Source organism: Kordiimonas gwangyangensis DSM 19435 = JCM 12864, from assembly GCF_000375545.1.
Lineage (GTDB): Bacteria > Pseudomonadota > Alphaproteobacteria > Sphingomonadales > Kordiimonadaceae > Kordiimonas > Kordiimonas gwangyangensis.
Genome location: NZ_AQXF01000001.1, coordinates 551,279 through 571,185, shown reverse-complemented (window position 1 = coordinate 571,185; position 19,907 = coordinate 551,279). Strand labels below are relative to the sequence as shown.

The 19,907-nt window shown below is 57.6% G+C and carries 17 protein-coding genes; 12 read left to right on the top strand and 5 right to left on the bottom strand.

Annotation, left to right across the window (positions count from 1 at the left end):
• The first annotated feature begins 45 nt into the window (after positions 1-45).
• From trmB to B150_RS0102670, 11 genes are all read left to right on the top strand, one after another.
• A complete protein-coding gene (gene trmB, locus B150_RS0102720; RefSeq protein ID WP_020398346.1) occupies positions 46-780 on the top strand; it encodes a tRNA (guanine(46)-N(7))-methyltransferase TrmB in 735 nt (244 codons plus the stop codon).
• 336 nt (positions 781-1,116) lie between these two features.
• A complete protein-coding gene (gene rimP / locus B150_RS0102715; protein ID WP_020398345.1) occupies positions 1,117-1,641 on the top strand; it encodes a ribosome maturation factor RimP in 525 nt (174 codons plus the stop codon).
• 79 nt (positions 1,642-1,720) lie between these two features.
• The gene (gene nusA / locus B150_RS0102710) at positions 1,721-3,361 is read left to right on the top strand and encodes a transcription termination factor NusA (protein ID WP_020398344.1); all 1,641 of its coding nucleotides are present in this window, start codon (positions 1,721-1,723) and stop codon (positions 3,359-3,361) included.
• Between the two features lie 32 nt (positions 3,362-3,393).
• Positions 3,394-4,020, top strand: coding sequence for a DUF448 domain-containing protein (locus B150_RS0102705; protein WP_020398343.1), 627 nt, complete (start codon positions 3,394-3,396; stop codon positions 4,018-4,020).
• Position 4,021: 1 nt separating this feature from the next.
• Positions 4,022-6,658 (top strand): translation initiation factor IF-2, encoded by a 2,637-nt coding sequence (gene infB / locus B150_RS0102700; RefSeq protein WP_020398342.1) that lies wholly within the window; start codon positions 4,022-4,024, stop codon positions 6,656-6,658.
• 43 nt (positions 6,659-6,701) lie between these two features.
• The gene (gene rbfA / locus B150_RS0102695; protein ID WP_020398341.1) at positions 6,702-7,142 is read left to right on the top strand and encodes a 30S ribosome-binding factor RbfA; all 441 of its coding nucleotides are present in this window, start codon (positions 6,702-6,704) and stop codon (positions 7,140-7,142) included.
• Entirely contained in the window at positions 7,143-8,042 is a 900-nt protein-coding gene (gene truB / locus B150_RS0102690) for a tRNA pseudouridine(55) synthase TruB (protein ID WP_020398340.1), read from the top strand.
• A 17-nt stretch (positions 8,043-8,059) separates the two neighbouring features.
• Positions 8,060-8,329: a 30S ribosomal protein S15 gene (gene rpsO, locus B150_RS0102685; protein ID WP_020398339.1), complete on the top strand. Its 270-nt coding sequence runs from the start codon at positions 8,060-8,062 to the stop codon at positions 8,327-8,329.
• Between the two features lie 214 nt (positions 8,330-8,543).
• Entirely contained in the window at positions 8,544-10,712 is a 2,169-nt protein-coding gene (gene pnp, locus B150_RS0102680) for a polyribonucleotide nucleotidyltransferase (RefSeq protein ID WP_020398338.1), read from the top strand.
• A gap of 123 nt (positions 10,713-10,835) precedes the next feature.
• Complete coding sequence (locus B150_RS0102675) at positions 10,836-12,230, top strand: NAD(P)H-dependent flavin oxidoreductase (protein ID WP_020398337.1); 1,395 nt, start codon at positions 10,836-10,838, stop codon at positions 12,228-12,230.
• 199 nt (positions 12,231-12,429) lie between these two features.
• Positions 12,430-12,915 (top strand): MarR family winged helix-turn-helix transcriptional regulator, encoded by a 486-nt coding sequence (locus B150_RS0102670; protein WP_020398336.1) that lies wholly within the window; start codon positions 12,430-12,432, stop codon positions 12,913-12,915.
• An 87-nt stretch (positions 12,916-13,002) separates the two neighbouring features.
• Here the strand turns inward: B150_RS0102670 and B150_RS22065 are convergent, their stop codons facing one another.
• The 5 genes from B150_RS22065 to B150_RS0102640 all read right to left on the bottom strand — a co-directional run bounded on the left by B150_RS22065 (position 13,003) and on the right by B150_RS0102640 (position 18,731).
• A complete protein-coding gene (locus B150_RS22065; protein WP_020398335.1) occupies positions 13,003-13,911 on the bottom strand; it encodes a GNAT family N-acetyltransferase in 909 nt (302 codons plus the stop codon).
• On the bottom strand, positions 13,908-14,864 hold the full coding sequence (locus B150_RS0102655) for a bifunctional helix-turn-helix transcriptional regulator/GNAT family N-acetyltransferase (RefSeq protein WP_020398334.1): 957 nt from the start codon (positions 14,862-14,864) through the stop codon (positions 13,908-13,910). The genes B150_RS22065 and B150_RS0102655 overlap by 4 nt, the downstream gene beginning before the upstream one ends.
• Before the next feature lie 135 nt (positions 14,865-14,999).
• On the bottom strand, positions 15,000-17,333 hold the full coding sequence (locus B150_RS0102650) for an alpha-amylase family glycosyl hydrolase (protein WP_162139642.1): 2,334 nt from the start codon (positions 17,331-17,333) through the stop codon (positions 15,000-15,002).
• A 135-nt stretch (positions 17,334-17,468) separates the two neighbouring features.
• Positions 17,469-18,140, bottom strand: coding sequence for a glutathione S-transferase family protein (locus B150_RS0102645; RefSeq protein ID WP_020398332.1), 672 nt, complete (start codon positions 18,138-18,140; stop codon positions 17,469-17,471).
• 102 nt (positions 18,141-18,242) lie between these two features.
• Positions 18,243-18,731 (bottom strand): SH3 domain-containing protein, encoded by a 489-nt coding sequence (locus B150_RS0102640; protein ID WP_020398331.1) that lies wholly within the window; start codon positions 18,729-18,731, stop codon positions 18,243-18,245.
• A 115-nt stretch (positions 18,732-18,846) separates the two neighbouring features.
• Between B150_RS0102640 and B150_RS0102635 the strand changes: the two genes are divergently transcribed.
• Positions 18,847-19,839, top strand: a complete 993-nt coding sequence (locus tag B150_RS0102635; RefSeq protein WP_025896916.1) for a 2-hydroxyacid dehydrogenase — start codon at positions 18,847-18,849, stop codon at positions 19,837-19,839.
• The last annotated feature ends 68 nt before the right edge of the window (positions 19,840-19,907 follow it).

Sequence of the window (19,907 nt, the reverse complement as noted above, 5' to 3'; positions counted from 1 at the left end):
CCAAAAAACTTTGCATCCGCGCCTCTTTCGGCTATAGGCACCGCCATGACAAAAGATGCCAACATTCCTGACGATCTCCCCGAGGGTTTCCATCTGCCGGAGCAGCGCTTTTTTGGCCGCCGCAAAGGCAAGGCGCTCTCGGACCGTCAGCAGTCGCTGATGGACGACTTTTTGCCCACCATCGGTGTACCGATCCCGGACGGTGAGGGTCAAACGATTGATCTCGATGCCCTCTTTGATGGCAAGGTGGATGATGTCTGGCTTGAGATTGGTTTCGGCAAGGGTGAACACCTTGCCTGGCAGGCCGAACATCACAAGCGCACCGGCGTGATCGGCTGCGAGCCGTACCTCAACGGCGTGGCCGGCCTCTTGGCCCATATTGTCGATACCGACACCAGCAACATTCGCATCTATGGTGACGATGCACGCCATGTGATCTGGAAGCTGCCGGAGGCGTCGGTCTCCCGCGTGTTCCTGCTGCACCCGGACCCGTGGCCCAAGACCCGCCACGCCCGCCGCCGTTTTGTGAACCGCCATAACCTTGATGATCTGGCGCGAATCATGAAGGACGGTGCGGAGCTCCGGATCGGCACCGACCATCCGATCTACCGCGAATGGACCATGGTGCAGATGAGCCTGCGCGACGATTTCGAATTTCTGGCCGAAGGGCCTGAGGACTGGCTCAAGCGTCCCGCCGACTGGCCCGAGACCCGTTATGAGGTCAAGGCGCTTGAAGGCCACGCCACCTATTTCCGCTTCAAAAGGCTGCCCCGCAAGTAAGGGATACATTCCTCCGACTCGGGTGTTTCACATGAAACGGCACGCATCACACGCGCAGGCTCAGCTCTGGCGCGGAAATCCTGCATTTCGGACTTGCGGGCAAGGCCACATGAAGGTATATAGGGGCCGCTTCTCCTAGATGATTGGTCAACTTTCACAGGAGTGGGAAAAATCCCACTGCCCGCGATGACCCACATCCATAGCCTTTTTCTGGCGTGCGGAGAGCGCGGTTTTGAGTGACTTTTGGCAAGATATGCCAACGAGTTTTGAGTGCCAAAAGGTTTGAGTATCTGGCGACGTTGAGGCCAGAAGCGAGATGGAAGAAGGACAGGATCGGTGAGCGACGCAGCAACCAATATTGCCGAGATCATTGAACCAACGGTATCGGCCCTCGGGTTCGAGCTTATCCGCGTGACCTATGGCGGTGGCCGCAAGCCGACGCTGCAGATCATGGCGGAACGGCCTGACGGCACCATGGGTGTCGAGGATTGCGCTACCCTGTCCCGTGAGATTTCGCTGATCCTTGATGTTGAGGACCCGCTGCCGGGTGAATACCTCCTTGAGGTAAGCTCTCCGGGTATTGACCGGCCGCTGACCCGGCCGAAGGATTTTGAGCGCTGGCTTGGTTTCGAAGCCAAGGTGGAGCTCGGGAGCCAGCTTGACGGTCGCCGCCGTTTCCGTGGTCGTTTGATCGCGTTCGATGGTGAGACTGTAAAGATCGATACAGAAGATGAGGGCGAAGTGGAGCTGGCGTTCGGCGAAATTGCCAAAGCCAAGCTTCTGCTGACCGACGAACTACTTGAGGCAGTGCAGAAAAAAGCTGCCGCAAACAAAGGTGCTGAGGCCGCGGACGGCAAATAAGCCGTGCGCGGGTGAATAAGTTTTAGCACGGGGCCCGGATGCGTTCCGGGTGGCCATGCCCTGAAACGACGGAGTGAAGATGATGGCAGCTGCTGTCAGTGCAAACAGGTTGGAACTGCTGCAAATTGCAGACCTCGTAGCGCGCGAAAAATCGATCGACAAAGACATCGTTCTCGAAGCGATGGAAGAAGCGATCCAGAAAGCCGCTCGCTCGCGCTATGGCGCTGAGAACGAAATCCGCGCGCAGATCGACAAAAATACCGGCGACATCCGTCTTTTCCGGGTTCTTGAGGTTGTGGAAGAGGTTGAAGAACCTGCGGTTCAGATCAGCCTTGAAGACGCGCGCTATGACAAGCCGGACGCCGAGATTGGCGATTACCTCGCTTCCTCGCTCCCGCCGATGGATTTTGGCCGTATCGCAGCGCAGACCGCGAAACAGGTTATCGTTCAGAAAGTGCGCGATGCAGAGCGTCAGCGCCAGTATGACGAATACAAAGACCGCGTGGGTGAAGTTGTCACCGGCGTGGTGAAGCGCGTTGAGTATGGTAACGTGATCGTAGACCTTGGCCGCGCGGAAGCTATCATGCGCCGCGACCAGGTTATCCCGCGTGAGCATATCCGCCAGAACGAACGTATCCGCGGCATCATTTATGAAGTGCGCCGCGAGAACCGCGGTCCGCAGATTTTCATGTCCCGCACCAAGCCGGACTTCATGGCAGCCCTGTTCGCGCAGGAAGTGCCGGAAATCTATGACGGCATCATCGAGATCCGCTCCGTAGCCCGCGACCCGGGTAGCCGCGCGAAAATTGCCGTTCTCTCGAACGATGGTTCGATCGACCCGGTTGGCGCATGTGTTGGTATGCGCGGCAGCCGCGTGCAGGCCGTTGTAAACGAACTGCAGGGCGAGAAGATCGACATTATTCCATGGTCGGGCGACGTAGCTTCCTTCATCGTGAACGCGCTTCAGCCTGCTGAAGTATCGAAAGTTGTTCTCGACGAAGAGCGCTCCCGCGTTGAAGTTGTTGTGCCTGATGACCAGCTTTCCCTCGCCATCGGCCGTCGTGGCCAGAACGTGCGTCTGGCAAGCCAGCTCACCGGCTGGACCATCGACATCATGACCGAAGCGGAAGAGAGCGAACGCCGTCAGGAAGAGTTCATGTCGCAGTCGAAGCGCTTCGTTGAAGCCCTTGACGTTGACGACACGCTTGCCCATCTGTTGGTGGCGGAAGGCTTCACCGAGGTTGAGGAAATCGCCTATGTTGAGCCCGACGAGCTTCTCTCCGTTGAAGGCTTCGATGATGGCCTCGTGGAAGAACTGCAGCGTCGTGCCCGCGACTTCCTTGAAGCGGAAGCCCGTGCGGCTGACGAAAAGCGTATCGAGCTAGGCGTTGAAGACGACCTTGCCGACGTTGAAGGCCTGACCCCGCAGATGCTTGTGGCTCTTGGTGAAGCTGAAGTGAAGACCCTTGAGGACTTCGCTGGCTGCGCCGCGGACGAGCTTACCAGCAAGGAAGACGGCATCCTCAAGTCCTTCGGTCTGGCACAAGATGAAGCGAGCGACATGATCATGTCCGCGCGTGTTGTTCTTGGCTGGATTTCCGCTGAAGAAGCTTTCGGCAATGCCGAAGAAGAAGCTGAAGAAGCGGTAGAAGGTGAAGAAGGCGCAGACGTTGCAGTCGAAGCTGAAGCAGCCGAAACGGCTGAAGAAGGAAAAGAGTAATTCCTTCGGCACCGCGAGCAGGAAATGACGCCATGCGCGAGAGGCGGTGCATTTTAAATCATGAGACGCGACCGGAAAGCGATCTGGTCCGTCTCGCGCTCGGCCCCGATGGCACCTTGGTGCCTGATGTGGCCGCCCGGCTGCCCGGCAGGGGCATGTGGGTCAGCGTGGAGGGTGCGGCACTCAGGGCTGCTGTCAAGGACGGCAAGCTTGCGAAGGCCGCCAGCCGCTCGCTGAAAACCACAGTGAAGCGGGAAGCGGTGCCTGATGATCTGGTTGATCTGATTGACCGCCTTCTCGCGCGTCGCTGTCTGGACCGACTGGGGCTTGAGCAGCGTGCAGGCCATCTGGTGACCGGCTTTGACAAGATCAAGGCGGCACTCAGTAAAAAAGGCACAGGGAAACCTGCGCTGTTGCTGGCCGCAACAGATGGCGCCGAAGACGGGCGCCGCAAAATCAAAGCGGCTGTGGGCGATGTGCCCGCGGCATCGCTGTTTGACCGTGAAGCGCTTTCTGGCGCGCTCGGTCGCGAGAATGTGGTTCATGTGTTGCTGATGACAAGCGGCGGCACTGATATACTTAAGGCCGATATTGGCCGATTGATGAGGTTGCGCGGGGTAGACCCGCTGACTTGTGAAGCGCAAGGGAACGAAGAGTAATATGAGCGACGAAAAGAAACTGACATTGTCCGGCCGCGGCACTCTTGGAGTAGGCAAGGGGGTTGAGTCCGGTCAGGTTCGTCAAAGCTTCAGCCATGGGCGCAGCAAGGCAGTGGTTGTCGAGCGTAAGAAAAAGCGGATGCTTCACAAAGGTGGCGCGGAAACGCCAGCCGCTCAGGAAGCTCCGGGTCAGCGCAAGGCACCCAGAGCCTATGTGCCCAAGAAGCCTGCCGGTGAAGGTGCGCAGAACCTGACGAACACCGAACAGGAAACCCGCATCCGCGTGCTTGAAGAAGCAAAACGCCGTGCGGAAGAAGAAGCCAAGGAACGTGCAGAACGTGAAGCACGCGAAGCCAAGGAAGCTGCCGAGCGCAAGATGCGCGAAGCGGCTGAAGCTGCTGCGCGTGACGATGAAGCTGAAGCACGCATGAAGGCGGAAGCCGACATGAAGGCGAAGAAAGAAGCTGAGGCGAAGAAAAAAGCCGAAGCTGACGCCGCCAAAAAGGCTGAAGAAGACATCAAGGTTAAAGAGAAAGCCGAAGCGGAAGCCCGCAAGAAGGCTGATCTCGAAGCCCGTGCCGTGCAGCTCAAGAAAGCGACGGAAGCCCGTCATGCGGGCGGCGGCAAGGAAGAAGAAGATGACGAGCGCAAGCCGCGCTCCAAGCGCAAGGACAAAAAAGGCGGCGGTGCAGCGGCACCTGCGACGCCTGAGCGTCCGGCGCGTGGCCGTGGTCGCGGCGACGACCGTCGCTCCGGCCGCCTGACGATCTCTGGCGCGCTTTCGGGCGGTGATGAGCGTCAGCGCTCCATCGCTGCGTTCAAACGCGCACAAGCGAAGAAGCGTGCGGCGCACGATACCAGTGCGAACCAGCCCAAGCAGGCCCGTGAGATCACCATTCCTGAAGCGATTACCGTTCAGGAACTGGCGAACCGTATGGCTGAAAAAGCCACGTTCGTGATCAAGACCCTGATGGGCCTCGGTGTTCTTGCCACCATCAACCAGACGCTTGATCAGGATACGGCTGAGCTTGTGGTGACAGAGATGGGCCACACGCCGAAGCGCGTAAGCGACGCAGACGTTGAGATTGGTCTTGTTGGTGAGGCAGATCATGAGGACGATCTGGCACCACGTGCGCCGATCGTGACTGTGATGGGCCACGTTGACCATGGTAAGACCTCGCTCCTTGACGCCCTTCGCAAAGCGAATGTGGTATCGGGCGAAGCGGGCGGTATTACCCAGCACATCGGCGCCTATCAGGTATCGGTTGGTGACAACAAGATCACCTTCCTCGATACGCCTGGCCACGCCGCCTTTACGCAAATGCGGGCGCGCGGCGCAAGCGTGACCGATATCGTGATCCTTGTGGTTGCAGCCGACGACGGTGTGATGCCGCAAACCATTGAAGCAATCCACCACGCGAAAGCGGCGGGTGTGCCGATCATCGTTGCCATCAACAAGATGGACCGCGAAGGCGCGAACCCGGACCGCGTGCGCCAGGAACTGCTGCAGCACGAAGTGGTGACCGAGACCTTCTCCGGCGATACGCAGGAAGTTGAAGTGTCGGCCAAGACGGGTGCCGGTCTTGACCAGCTCAAGGAAGCGATTGCCCTGCAGGCTGAGATCCTGGAACTGAAGTCAAACGCTGACCGCGATGCCGAGGGTGTGGTTGTTGAAGCCAAGCTCGACAAGGGCCGCGGCCCGGTTGCGACGGTGCTTGTGCAGCGTGGTACGCTGCGTGTTGGTGACATCTTCGTTGCTGGTCCTGAATGGGGCCGCGTGCGTGCGCTCGTGAACGACAAGGGTGAGCAAGTAACTGAAGCCGGGCCGTCTGTGCCGGTTGAAGTTCTTGGCCTCAACGGTACGCCGGGTGCGGGTGACGACTTTGCTGTTGTCGAGAACGAAGGCCGGGCGCGTGAAGTAACGTCCTACCGTCAGGACATGCAGCGCAAGAAGCGTCAAGCGGCTGCTGCTGCACCGAAAACGCTCGAGAGCATCTTCTCCAAACTCAAGGAGAGCGCTGGCGTTCAGACCTTCGATGTGGTGATCAAGGGCGACGTGCAGGGTTCGGTGGAAGCTATCACCCAGTCGCTTGAAAAAGCTGGTAACGACGACATCAAGTGTCGCGTAATCCACGGCGCGGTTGGTGGTATCACCGAGACCGACATCACGCTTGCGCAAGCTTCTGGTGCGCTGGTGATCGGCTTTAACGTTCGCCCGAACAAACAGGCGCGTGAAGCGGCTGAAGCCGAAGGCATCACGATCAAATACTACTCTGTGATCTATGACCTTATCGACGAAGTGAAAGCGGCGATGGCTGGTCAGCTCGGTCCGGAATACAAAGAGAACGTGGTGGGTCAGGCCGAAATTCGCGAAGCCTTCCAGGCTGGCAAATCCGGCAAGGCAGCAGGCTGTTTTGTGGTCGACGGTTCGATCCGCAACGACCTCAAGGCCCGTATCCTGCGCGACGATGTCATCATCTACGAAGGCCAGATCGACAACCTCCGCCGCTTCAAGGACGACGTCAAGGAAGTGCGCGCGGGTCAGGAATGTGGTCTCACGTTCGAGAACTACGATGACTTCAAAGCCGGCGACGTGCTTGAGGTTTATGAACTCGTGGAAATCCAGCGCAAGCTCTAGGGCTTGCACTGGCCTCCCGGTCCAGACGCTAGGGTAATATCCGATGTCCAGGTCTCAACATGCCAAGGGCCCGAGCCTGCGCCTTCTGCGCGTGGGCGAGAACGTGCGCCATGCCATCTCGGCCATCCTCCAGCGCGGTGACGTGCAGGATGCTGACCTCGCGACCGCAAGCGTGACGGTATCCGAGGTGCGCATCAGCCCTGACCTCAGGAACGCGACCGTGTTTGTGATGCCGCTCGGCGGTGACCCGAACGGCAAGGTGACCAAGGCGCTCAACAAAAATTCCGCCTTCATCCGCGGTGAGATGAGCAAGGTCGTGCATATGAAATATATGCCGCGGCTCAAGTTCATCATCGACGAAAGTTTCGACGAAGCCAGCCACATCGACGCCATCCTGCGCGACCCGCGGGTACAGCGTGACCTCGCGCACGACGAAGATGATGACGTCGATGCCGATGAGCTTCCGGACGACGAGGAAGAATAGGTGGCACGGCGCCGCAAGGGTGAGAAGGTCGACGGCTGGATGATCGTCGACAAACCGCTCGGGATGTCGAGCGCCAAGGTCGTTGGTCGCATCAAGTTTGTCACCAAAGCGCAGAAGGTTGGCCACGGCGGTACGCTCGACCCGCTGGCGTCGGGCATTCTGCCTATCGGGCTTGGCGAAGCCACGAAGACCATGCCCTTCATTGTGGACGCATCGAAAGACTATGCCTTCACTATTCGTTTTGGCAGTGCGACCGATTCGGACGACCTTGAAGGCGCCATCATCGCATCTGGCGGGCGAATCCCTTTGGAAGCTGAAATTCGTGAAATCCTGCCGCAGTTTACCGGCACCATCATGCAGGTGCCACCCGCCTATAGCGCCATCAAGGTGGACGGGCAGCGTGCCTATAAGCTGGCGCGCGACGGCGAAGAGGTGATGCTTCAGGCAAGACCTGTTGAAATTCATACACTTAAGCTTGATGACTATAACGCGGAAGCAGGCGAGGCCACGCTTTTTGTCACCTGCGGCAAGGGCACCTATGTGCGCTCGCTCGCGCGTGATATTGCCGAAGCGCTTGGTACGCATGGGCATGTGAGGATGCTCCGGCGCTTGCGGGTAGGTCCGTTCGGGCTTGAACAGGCGATTTCGCTGGAAAAGCTGGATGAGTTGGGCCATAGTGCGCGCGCTGTGGACTACCTATGTCCGATCACGACGGCGCTGGACGACATCCCGGCGGTTGCCGTATCGGAACCGGAGGCGGATCGCATACGATGCGGGCAAACCCTCCACCTGCCCACGGCTAAGCAAGGAACCATTGTGTTGATGTGTGGCGACGCGCCGCTGGCGGTTGCTGAAAACACAGACGGCATTGTGAAATCCTTGCGGGTCTTCAATATGTAATTTTTAGGAGAAGATCGATGTCGATCACTGCTGAACGGAAACAAGAACTGATCAAAGAATACGCCACCAAAGAAGGCGACACCGGCTCCCCAGAGGTGCAGGTTGCTGTCCTGTCTGAGCGTATTTCCAACCTGACAGAACACTTCAAAGACCACAAAAAAGACAACCACTCCCGTCGTGGCCTCATCAAGATGGTAAACCAGCGTCGCAAGCTGCTCGATTACCTCAAAGGCCAGGACGAAGCTCGTTACACGACGCTTATTGGTCGTCTGGGTCTTCGGAAGTAATTCCGGGTACAGTTCAAGGGGGCCGGTTCATGTGAACCGGCCTTCCTTTTTCCGGGGGGCATTGCTGCCCCTTTGGCATTTAAGAAAGCACCTTGGCCTCTAATCCGGGAGGCCCGGGGTATATATGAAAAAGCGGGGCGTCTTCATACGGGAGGCGCCGAGGTTATCCGGCAGGTAAAGTGCGATACCCGGGTAGCCGCTGAAAGGTTAGAAAATGTTCAATATTCATCGCAAAGAAATCGAATGGGCTGGCCGTACCCTGGTTCTCGAAACCGGCCATGTAGCAAGACAAGCAAGTGGCGCCGTAATGGCCAAATATGGTGACACCGAAGTGCTCTGCACCGTGGTGGGCGCCAAATCCGTGAAACCGGGTCAGGACTTCTTCCCGCTCACGGTAAACTACATCGAAAAATTCTACGCAGCCGGCAAAATCCCGGGTGGTTTCTTCAAGCGCGAAGGTCGTCCTTCCGAAAAAGAAACGCTCGTCAGCCGCCTGATCGACCGTCCGATCCGCCCACTTTTCCCGGATGGGTTCAAAAACGAGGTACAGGTTATCTGTACGGTCCTGAGCCACGACCTTGAAAACGATAGCGATATCGTTGCCATGATCGGCGCTTCGGCAGCTCTCACGCTCTCCGGTCTCCCGTTCATGGGCCCGATCGCTGGTGCGAAAGTTGGCTACAAGGACGGCGAATACATCCTCAACCCGACGCTTGAAGAAGTGAAGGAAAGCGAGCTTGAGCTCGTTGTTGCCGGCACCTCTGACGCAGTTCTGATGGTTGAATCGGAAGCAAAAGAGCTTTCGGAAGAAGTGATGCTCGGTGCTGTGTCCTTCGGTCACGACGCTGCGAAAAAAGTGATCGACGCGATCATCGAACTCGCTGAAGCTGCGGCGAAAGAGCCTTGGGAACTTTCCGAAGGTCCGGACATGTCCGCGCTCAAAGCTGCTATCGCAGACGCTGGCGAAGACGACCTCCGCGCTGCCTACACGATCACCACCAAGCAGGACCGTGTAGCGAAAATCAGCGAAGCCAAAGTGAAAATCGCCGAAGCTGTTGCGCCGATCCTCGAAGCAAACCCGGACCTGACCGCTCAGATGGTTGGCGACCTCACGAAGAAGCTCGAAAGCTCCATCGTGCGCGGCAACATCCTTGAGACCGGCAAGCGTATCGACGGTCGTTCGCTCGACCAGGTTCGTTCGATTGTATCCGAAGTTGGCGTTCTGCCACGCAGCCACGGCTCCGCGCTTTTCACCCGCGGTGAAACGCAGGCACTTGTTGTTGCAACCCTCGGCACTGGCGAAGATGAGCAGATCATCGACGCGCTCGAAGGTAGCTGGCGTTCGAACTTCATGCTGCACTACAACTTCCCGCCGTTCTCGGTGGGTGAGTGTGGCCGCGTTGGCTTTACCGGCCGCCGCGAAGTTGGCCACGGCAAGCTTGCTTTCCGTGCCGTCAGCGCAGTTCTGCCGCAAGGCGAAGAGTTCCCCTACACCATCCGCCTCGTATCAGAGATTACCGAATCAAACGGTTCCTCCTCGATGGCAACGGTGTGTGGCGCTTCGCTCGCCATGATGGACGCAGGCGTTCCAATCAGCCGTCCGGTTTCCGGTATCGCCATGGGCCTCATCAAGGAAGGTGATGACTTCGCAGTTCTCTCCGATATCTTGGGTGACGAAGACCACCTCGGCGACATGGACTTCAAAGTTGCGGGTACCGAAAAAGGTGTTACCGCACTGCAGATGGACATCAAGATCACGGGCATCACCCGTGAGATCATGGAAAAAGCGCTACACCAGGCACATGCTGGCCGCGCCCACATCCTTGATGAGATGAACAAGGCGCTGACCGGTGCTCGTACCGAGCTTTCCGAGCATGCACCGCGCATTGAAACCATGAAGATCCCGACGGACAAAATCCGTGAAGTGATCGGTACTGGCGGTAAAGTGATCCGTGAGATCGTTGAAACCACCGGTGCGAAGATCAATATTGAGGATGACGGCACGATCAAGATCGCGTCCAGCGTAGCATCTGAAATTGAAGCTGCGAAAAACTGGATCATCGGCATTGTGGCTGAGCCTGAAGTTGGCGTGATTTACCATGGTAAAGTTGTCCGCATCATGGACTTCGGTGCCTTTGTAAACTTCATGGGCAGCCGTGACGGCCTCGTTCACATCTCCGAACTGGTTGAAGACCGGGTAGAGAAAGTGACCGACGTCGTGAACGAAGGTGATGAAGTCTACGTCAAGTGCCTCGAGATCGATGGCCGCGGCAAGGTTCGCCTCTCCATGCGGGTGGTTGACCAGGAAACCGGCGAAGAGATCGCCGATGCCCGTCCGCCGAAGGCTTCGCCTCCGCCGAAAAAAGGCGGCAAGCGCGACTAAAAGCACCCTCAGAGGTGTGAATTAATTGAAATGAAACCGGCGTGTGCTACCATCACGCCGGTTTCGCCCTTTAGGGAGGGCGCTCAGGGAACGTTACGGAACCCTGAAGTTTGGGAGAGTTTGATGAGTTTCAGTTTGAATTCCATCCGCCTTGGCGGCAAGGAAGTGCTTCCACTGATCGAAGGCGGCAAGGGGGTCGCTATTTCGACAGGTGCTAGCTCCGGCCCATGGGCAGCAGCGGGCGGTATCGGTACTATTTCGGCCGTGATTGCAGACCAGTATGACGCGCATGGCAATGTAGAGCCACACGAATACCTTGGCCGTACACGGAAAGATCGCCATGAAGAGATGGTCCAGTATTCGATCAAAGGCACGATCGACCAGGTCCGCAAGGCGTGGGAACTCTCCAAAGGCGAAGGCCTGATCAATATCAACATGCTTTGGGAAGTCGGCTCCGCGCAGCGCATCCTGCACGAAGTCTTGGAGAAAACCAAAGGCATGATCCACGGCGTTACGTCGGGTGCCGGTATGCCGTTCAAGCTTGGTGAGCTCACCAGCAAATACGGCGCACACTATTACCCGATTGTCTCCTCAGGTCGCGCATTCGGCCTCTTGTGGAAACGCGCCTACAAGAATTTCGCAGAACGCCTTGGCGGCGTTGTTTATGAGGACCCGTGGCTTGCGGGCGGCCATAACGGCCTCTCGAACGCGGAAGATCCCACCAAACCGGGTGACCCTTTCCCACGCGTGCTGGAACTCAGGCAGATCATGCGCAAGCTCGGTCTCGACCATGTGCCGATCATCATGGCCGGTGGTGTGTGGAACCTCAAGGAGTGGAAAGACTGGATCGACAACAAGGATCTCGGTCCGATCATGTTCCAGTTCGGTACCCGCCCGCTCGTGACCAAAGAGAGCCCGATTTCCGACAAATGGAAACAGAAGCTTCTGAGCCTCAAGCCGGGTGACGTGCTCTTGCAGAACTTCAGCCCGACCGGTTTCTTCTCATCCGCACTCAAAAACAGCTTCATTGGTGAGCTGGTGCAGCGGAACGACCGTCAGGTTGAATTCCGTACCGAGAAAGATGGCGAGTTTGATACCGAGCTGGTGGTCGAGCGTAAAACCTACATCGTGCGCCGTGCGGACGAGGGCAAAGTGCGTGACTGGATCGCCGCAGGTTATGAGCGCGCAATGAAAACGCCGGACAACAGCCTCATCTTCGTCACGCCTGACAAGTGCGCCGAAATCCGCAAGGATCAGGCTGACTGTGTAGGCTGCCTGAGCCAATGCCGTTTCTCAAGCTGGGCGACCAACGAGAAAAACTCGACCGGCCGCCTCGCTGACCCGCGCAGCTTCTGCATCCAGAAGACGCTTGAAGACGTGGCCCACGACGGCAGCGTGGACGAGAACCTCGTCTTCGCTGGCCACAACGCGTTCCGCTTCGGCTCTGACCCGTTCTACTCGAACGGCTTTATCCCGAGCGTAAAACAGTTGATGGACCGCATCGTTAGCGGCGACTAAGGTGCACGTGCATAGAATTCCAGAAAGGCGGGGCTTGTTTCCCGCCTTTTTTGTTGTGCGAGCAATCTAAAGTCGCAGTTGACATATCACTGTCATCGTTGTTTGTTAGGCGAACTAACTGAGCGCTAGCTGTGTTCTGAGTAGGGCGCCAACACTCGAGACTTTGAAATTCACCCGACAACTCTGGGGGCAGAGGGGTATGAGTAAGGCTGACTGGCTGGAACAGGTGCACAGGTTCCTCACGCTTGAATGGGCTAACGCCGCAAGTGAGGGGCGAACCTTCAATGAATTTGCGTATCTGCGCACCATTGGACTTCTGGAATCTGACGTGCAGCGCGCGGAGACCGAGACGGAACGGTTTGGCCCGCGCCTCAGTGATTTGGCTGACGCCATGGCGGTACGCCGCGCGTCCGCGAGCACGATGCTGACCAAGCTTGAAAAAGAAGGGCTGGTGGAGCGCAAGCATAGCCGCCTTGACGCCCGCACCCAGCACATTCGTCTGACTGATGAGGGCAAGGTTGCGGTGCGGGACGGCCTCAAGCTGTATGAGCGTTCGGCCTCCCAGCTACTGGCCGCCATTGGCGACCACCAGGCAGATATCCTTGCACTGTCTGCGGGACGCGCTGCCAAGCGTGCGCGGGAAGCGCGCCGGGCAGGGCCGCCTGCCGCGCCTTCGCAAGGCTAAGTCCAGGGCTCAACCATCCCGATTCCAAGGTGTTGGTTAGAATTGCTAACACTTTATTAACCATAAAGCAGGGCAGCATTTATCGCCCTAAAGCGCCTTGCGCATATAGACCACGTCGTCCTCGGGGTTGAAATTATAGGGCTCTATCTCCTCGAACCCGAGCTTGACGTATAGCGCGACCGCCGCGTCAAGCCGCCTCAGGCTGTCCAGCAGCATCACCTTGTATCCGAGCGCCTTGGCGTCAGCCATCAGCCGTTCGCAGATGGCGCGGCCTGCACCGGTGCCCTGCGCCTCGGGCAGCATGTAAAGCCGCTTCATTTCGCAGGTATCCTTATCATGTTCTTTCAAGGCGACAGCACCTACTGGTTTGCCGTCCTTCTTCGCGATCAGCAGGTGTACATATCCCACCGGGAAACGCGCCATCTCTTCCTCGAAATTCTGGAAGCCAAGGTCAATGGGCAGCCATTCTGAGAAGGCGCGGAACACCTCCTTGCAGGCTGCGATGTCTCCGGACGTTTGCGCTTTGTGGATGACGACCGCGGGCGCGCGCCATTCCATATAGCAGTCCGTACCTGCATAGCCGCCTGCATCCGGATTGGTTGTCAGTTCAAAGCCCAGTTTTTTATAAAGCCGCATGGCGGGCTTGAGCTTTGTATGGGTTTCAAGGAACAGGGTCTTGCCGCCGCGCTCCAGAAACCAGTCGAGCACTGCTACGCACAATGTGCGGCCAATACCGCCGCCTTGCGCCGAAGGGTCCACACCCAGTTTGGTTAGCTCAAACCGGCCCTCACCAAGGGCACGCACCGCAACGGTGCCCACGACTGTATCGCCCTCCAGTGCAAAGAACACCTCACCGCCGGGCGCGATGATAGTGCCTTCGGGGTTATCCAGCACCTTGAGGTGCACAGGCTCAACCGTGAAATATTTTTCAAGCCAGGCGAGGTTCAGGTCGCGGAACGCCTGCGCGTACTCTGGCTTATAGGTAACGATCTTCATTCCGCCTGCTCCCGCCATTCCATGTAATAGTTCGCGCGTTCATAAGGACTTGGCACCGGTGGGTCCATGGCGACAAAGCCGATCTTGTCATAAAGCGCGATGGCGGGCGCCAGTACGGTGTTGGTCTCGAGATAGAGCGTTTTGCCGCCGCGCGCGCGGAAACGTTCGATGACCTTTTCGCACAGTGCGCGGCCCATGCCGCCTTTGCGCACCGTGGGGTCGACGCCAAGTTTTGTAAGCTCAAAACGTCCGTCGCCTTCGGCCTTCATCGCCACGGCACCGACAGCCTTGCCGTCCGCCACCGCGAAGAAGATCTCCCCACCTTTATCGAGGATGGTGCCCTCAGGGTCGGACAGGACCTTTTCGTCAATGGGTTCCACTTTGAAATACTGGCGCACCCAGGCAATGTTGAGGTCATAAAACGCCTGCCGATAGGCCATGTCATAAGGCACAATCTCGAACGGAGGCTTGTCGCGGATCACCTGTTCCTCGCGCAGGCGGTCGTACATGCTTTTGCCTCTCAGAGCATTTTCAAGCCCGTCAAGAGCGGCGAGAAGGTCAACATTTGCCTCGCTCATCGCGGTTTTCACTGCACGTTCGAGGCCAAGCCAAAGCGGCATAAGCTCGTCGATCAGCTTGTTGCCGGCGTCCGTGAGTGACACCAGTTTCTGGCGGCCATCCTCAGTCGAGCAGGTCTCGAGCCAGCCGAATTTCATCAACTTCTTCACTGTCTGGCTGACAGCCGAGTGGGAGAATCCTGCCAGGCGTGAAATTTCGGAAATCGGCATGCTGCCGCGCTTATGGAGAGCGAAGACCACATAAAAATAGCCGACCCGGAAGTCGGTGCCGGTTTCCTTATAGATCCGGTCAGCGTCCGCGCTCATCTGCTCATAAAGCCGGCGCATGCGTGTACCGATACCAAGTTCAAAAAACAGTTCGTCTGGAATGCTCATGATTGCCTCCCGCCAGAGTCTTATGTGACATGAACCCCTTCGTTAATATATGTAAGAACTTATATAAGTTCGTCAATAGACAAAAAGCAAGGGCTGGCGAAAGTGCGCCAACCCCTTGCTTCACCGTTTGATTTCTTACTTTTTACGCCAGATGCGCACCCCGGCGGCGGGCACTGCAAGGCTGTGTTTTTTACCACCCTGCAGAGTCGCATGTGCGCCCGTGACACCGTTCACATGGTCGACTGCATCATCGGTCGCGATCAGCATCCACTCGCCGTCTGGTAGCCGTACATCCGAGAAGTCGCCGTCCGCTTCGCCTACGTTCAAGAGCACCAACACTTCGCCGCCGACGATATAACCGAGCAGGCTTTCATCTTCAGGTAATATCCACTGATACAGGCCGTCAATGTGCTCCGCATTGCGGAACACCTTGCCGGCATCGGACAGGCGGAAATCAATGAGCCCTTTCCAGAAGGCGTGCATGGCCTTGTAGTTGTTCGGCCCTTCGGTCTCGCCCACCTGTTCCCACTGGAACCAGTTGGGTGCGCGCTGGTTATAGGTGTCGTCCCGTCCCTTGAGGCGTACTTCGCCGGAAGACGAGAATTTCACCACATCCTCGATTTTCGACAGGCCCTTGCTGCGCATGATCTCAGACCCGCCATGGATAACGATGGGCCCTTGGCTTGTGAACAGCAGCGTTGCAGCGATCCGGTAATTGCCCGCGTCCACGCCCTTGCGGCCGTCCCAGTCCGATGTGGCAAACCGGTCCGCCAGCGCCCAGTTGTCGTGGATATCGAGGTAATTCAGGCCCTGATTGGGGCTTTTGCTTTCTTCCTCGTAATCGTTGGCGAGCGCTTTCATGGCGTCCTTGCGCAGGCTCGCGTTGCCGCCTGCATAGCCGCGGTCAGTGCGTTTGTTCTCGAGCACAAAGGGGGAGCCTTTGAAGGCATTGCGGGCAGTGTCCTGGAAGAAGGTGATGGGCGCATCTTCCTTATACCAGTCCCAGTCCGGGTTAGCGCGGATATATGGGTCGGTCACGTCAATCCATGGTTCGCCATAGATGATGATATCGTCACCCACTTCCGCGCGAAGTTTGATGAGCGTCTGTTCGTCAAGCTGGCCGGCGAGGTCGATCCGGAAACCGTCAAAACCGAATGCACCGATCAGGTGTTTGGCCTGGTCGATAAGCCAGCGCTGCACCATGGGCCGGTCTTCGGTCTTCACCTCATTGCCGTAAGGCCCGATGTGTTTGCCCGCATCATCGGTGCGGTAATAATACATCTTGTCGAAGCCGTTCCAGTTGAGCGGCACCTTGCCGCCGCGCATGTCCTCGCCCGTATGGTTGGGCACTATATCAACAATCACGGCGATGCCGCGCGCATGGAAGGCGTCAATCAGGTCGGCGAGCTGTTGGCGCTCAGCCCCATGTTCGCTGCCTCTTTCGCGGTAGCGATTCTCAATGGCGAAGGCATGGGTGGTGCTGTAGCCCCACTGGTAGTTCTCAGCTGCCACAGCAAGCTCGGCCATCTCGGGGTCATCTCCAAATTCTGCCTGCCATTCGCTGTCCGGGTAATGGTGAAATTCCTGCATTGGCATCAGGTGCACCACATTGACACCAAGATCTGTGAGGTAATCGAAGCCGATAGGCTCGCCTTTACTATTGGTGAGCCCGGGCGCCGCCATTGCGGGAATGGTGCCTTTCTGGTTGTCTGGCACGGGCAGCAGGTCGGTGAAATCCTGGATATGGACTTCATAGGCGACCACGTCCTCCATCTTCGGGCGGCCGTGCGCCAGCGGACGCGCGGGCTTTATGGTGTCCCACACCCGGCTTTTGCCGTAACTCTCGTTCTGCACCAGCGCATAGGGGTCGTTGATGTGTATGGGGATTTTCTCATAAAATTCATTGCCGGGGTCCGACGGGCCGTGGGCGGTGAAGTCATACCATGTGCCCTTCAGGTTGCCGGGCAGGGTTGCTTCGAACACACCATCGCTGTCACGCGTCATGGCGATGGACTCGCGCGCGCCGTCAGGCTTGTCATCCTTGTCGTCATAGAGGTAGAGCTTCACGCCAGTGGCGCGCGGCGCAAATACACGGAAGGTGGTTGACGCACCGTCTTCAGCGATGGTCGCCCCCAAGGCTTTGTCTGAATAGAGCGTGCGGAACCAGCCGTCAAAGCGCACCCGCACTTTGAGGCCCAGGCTCGGCACCGCGGCATAATAGACCCGGCGCGGGTCAATGGGGCTTGCCGGGGTGAGAAGGGCCGTGTCGCGGGTGTTGGGCAGTACGCTCGCGAGGGGAACCGCAGTTCCTTCCGCGTCGGTCAGTTGCCAGTCACTCACCGCTATCGGCAGATCATGATTCATCAGGTGAACCCATACCGCTGTGTCCGTCCGGACCTCTGCGCGCAGATAAGGCGCCGCCATCTCCTGTGCGGCAGCAGGTGTGGTGCCAACCACAAATGCGCTCAATGCAAAACTGCAAAAAACTGCTGAAATCAGCGTTGATCTGGACAATCTTCCCTCCCCGAACTTTCAAACCCATTGGTTTTTAGCAGTTCGGGGAATGCAAAAATATTGCAAAAGAAGTGGTTCGGTGTGTGCGGCTTATTTAAAACGGTCCGGCATGCGGTCCAGATAGGGGAAAAGGTGGAACCATGGTTTGGCTTCACTAAGCACACGTGCAACAGATGGTCGCGCAATGAGGCGCTCAAAATAGGCTGTCACGTTGGGGAAGTCAGTTGTGGGTACCATGATGCTGCCATAGAAAAGCGCAGGCACCGCTGCGCAGTCAGCCATGGTGAAACTGTCGCCTGTTACCCACTCTTTACCCATCAGATGCGCATCAAGCATCCCGTATGCGGTCAGCATGGTGCCTTTTGCCTGTTCAACGCCGAACGGGTCCTTCGCGTCATCGGGCCTGAAACTGTCACCGACGATCCGTTGCATCTCGTTCTGGATATAGAGGTCGAAAATGCGGTCCCATTTGCGGACTTCAAGCGCGTGGTCGGTATCCTGAGGGATCAGCTTCTCTGCCCCAGGGTAGTGCGTATCCACATACTCGATGATCACGCTGCTTTCCGCTGTATTGGTGCCGCGCGCATCGTCAACAAGCACAGGCATCTTGCACATTGGCCAAAGCTGCTTCAGCGCTTCCTGTACCTCAGGGTTCGAGAAGTCCAGATGATGGGTGCGGAAGTCTGTCCCCAGTTCATAGAGAGCCACGAGAACCTTGTGGCAATAGGATGAAAGCGGGTGATAGTGCAGCGTGAGCGTCATGACATTTCCTCTTTTTCTGTCGGTTCGAATACATTGATGTATATATAAGTTGATATCAACCTAAACGCTCAATTTAACCGCAAGCGCTAAGGCATGAGGGTATCAGTCGATCATTTCGTCGGTATAGAGGCCCCAGAGGAAGCGGCGTTCGATCCATGCGCGGGTGCCGTCGATCTCCATCAGGCACCAATGCGAATCACATTCAAGGACAGCGCCAATCACACCGGCATCGGCGGTCAGGCGCACGGCGGTTTGCCGGTCGGGTTCGTGGAACAGCTTGCGTGCGCCGCCTGTGATCATGGCGGTGCGTTTGCTTGAGAGCAGGCGCACATGCATCCAGCCTGTCACGCCTTCAAAATCACGCACCTGCCGCCATGCGCCGTGTTCGTCAATCACCTCAAGCGGCAGGTTGTCGCGCGAATATACCCACATCACCGGATACTGCAGACCGGGGCCGGTGCGCATATAGGCCTTGTCAGCGGCGAGCGAGATGAAGCGCGGCAGCGGATTGCCGCTTGGCCCGATATCACGCGCTGTGGCATGTGTGGCTGATATGCCCAATAACAGAAGAATCGCAAAAAAGCGGCGCATCGCGTATGGTCCCAGATCGCTTGGCGTTTGATTGAACCCGCGCCTTCTGGTACAGAAGCCCGTAAGTTTCCGGCGGGGGCAAATCCTCGCCCGTCAGAAAAGGTTATTTTGCTCTATGAGTCAAACAGGAAACCGGCAACGCCCCAAGGTCATTGTCACGCGGAAGCTGCCTGACAGTATTGAGACCCGCATGGCCGAACTTTTTGACGTGACGCTGAATCTCAGCGACAAGCCGCTCGACAAAGAAGCGCTTAAAAAAGCGGTGGCGAGCGCCGACGTTCTTGTGCCTACGGTGACCGATAATATTGACGCCGAGGTGATTGAGGCTGCAGGCAAAAAGCTGAAGCTGATCGCGAATTTCGGTGCGGGTGTGAACCACATTGATGTGGCCGCCGCGCAGGAAAAAGGAATCGCTGTCACCAACACGCCGGGCGTGCTCACGGAAGACACTGCAGACCTTGCGATGGCGCTGATTCTTTCTGTGCCGCGCCGCCTGTTTGAGGGTGAGAAAATCCTGCGCTCGGGCGAGTGGACTGGCTGGACACCAACTTTCCTTATGGGGCGCCGCATTCAGGGCAAGCGCCTTGGCATCATCGGCATGGGCCGTATCGGCAGCGCGATTGCGCGCCGCGCAAAGGCCTTCAACATGGCGGTGCATTACCACAAGCGCAAACGCCTGCCGGCCGAGGTAGAGCGTGAGCTTGAGGCAACCTACTGGGATGACCTTGATGAGATGCTGAGCCGGATGGACTTTGTGTCCATCAACTGCCCGCTGACCGAAGAGACACACCACCTCATGAACCGTGCGCGCCTCAAGAAGTTGCAGCCGCACGCTGTGATCATCAACACCGCGCGCGGTGAGATCATTGATGAGGAAGCACTGGCCGATCTCATCGAAGTTGGGCGCATCGCGGGCGCGGGCCTTGATGTGTTCGAGCAGGAGCCGGAGATCAACCCGAAGCTGTTGGAGCTTGATAATGTCGTGCTTCTGCCGCATATGGGCTCCGCGACCGTTGAGGCGCGCATGGCAATGGGTGAGAAGGTGCTCATCAACATCCGCGCGTTTGTCGATGGGCATCGCCCGCCAGACCGCGTTCTGCCTTACTGAGGCATGCGAGCGGAATAGAAGAATTCAAGCAGATGGGCCGCCGCAACGCGGCCCGAACTGTAGTAACC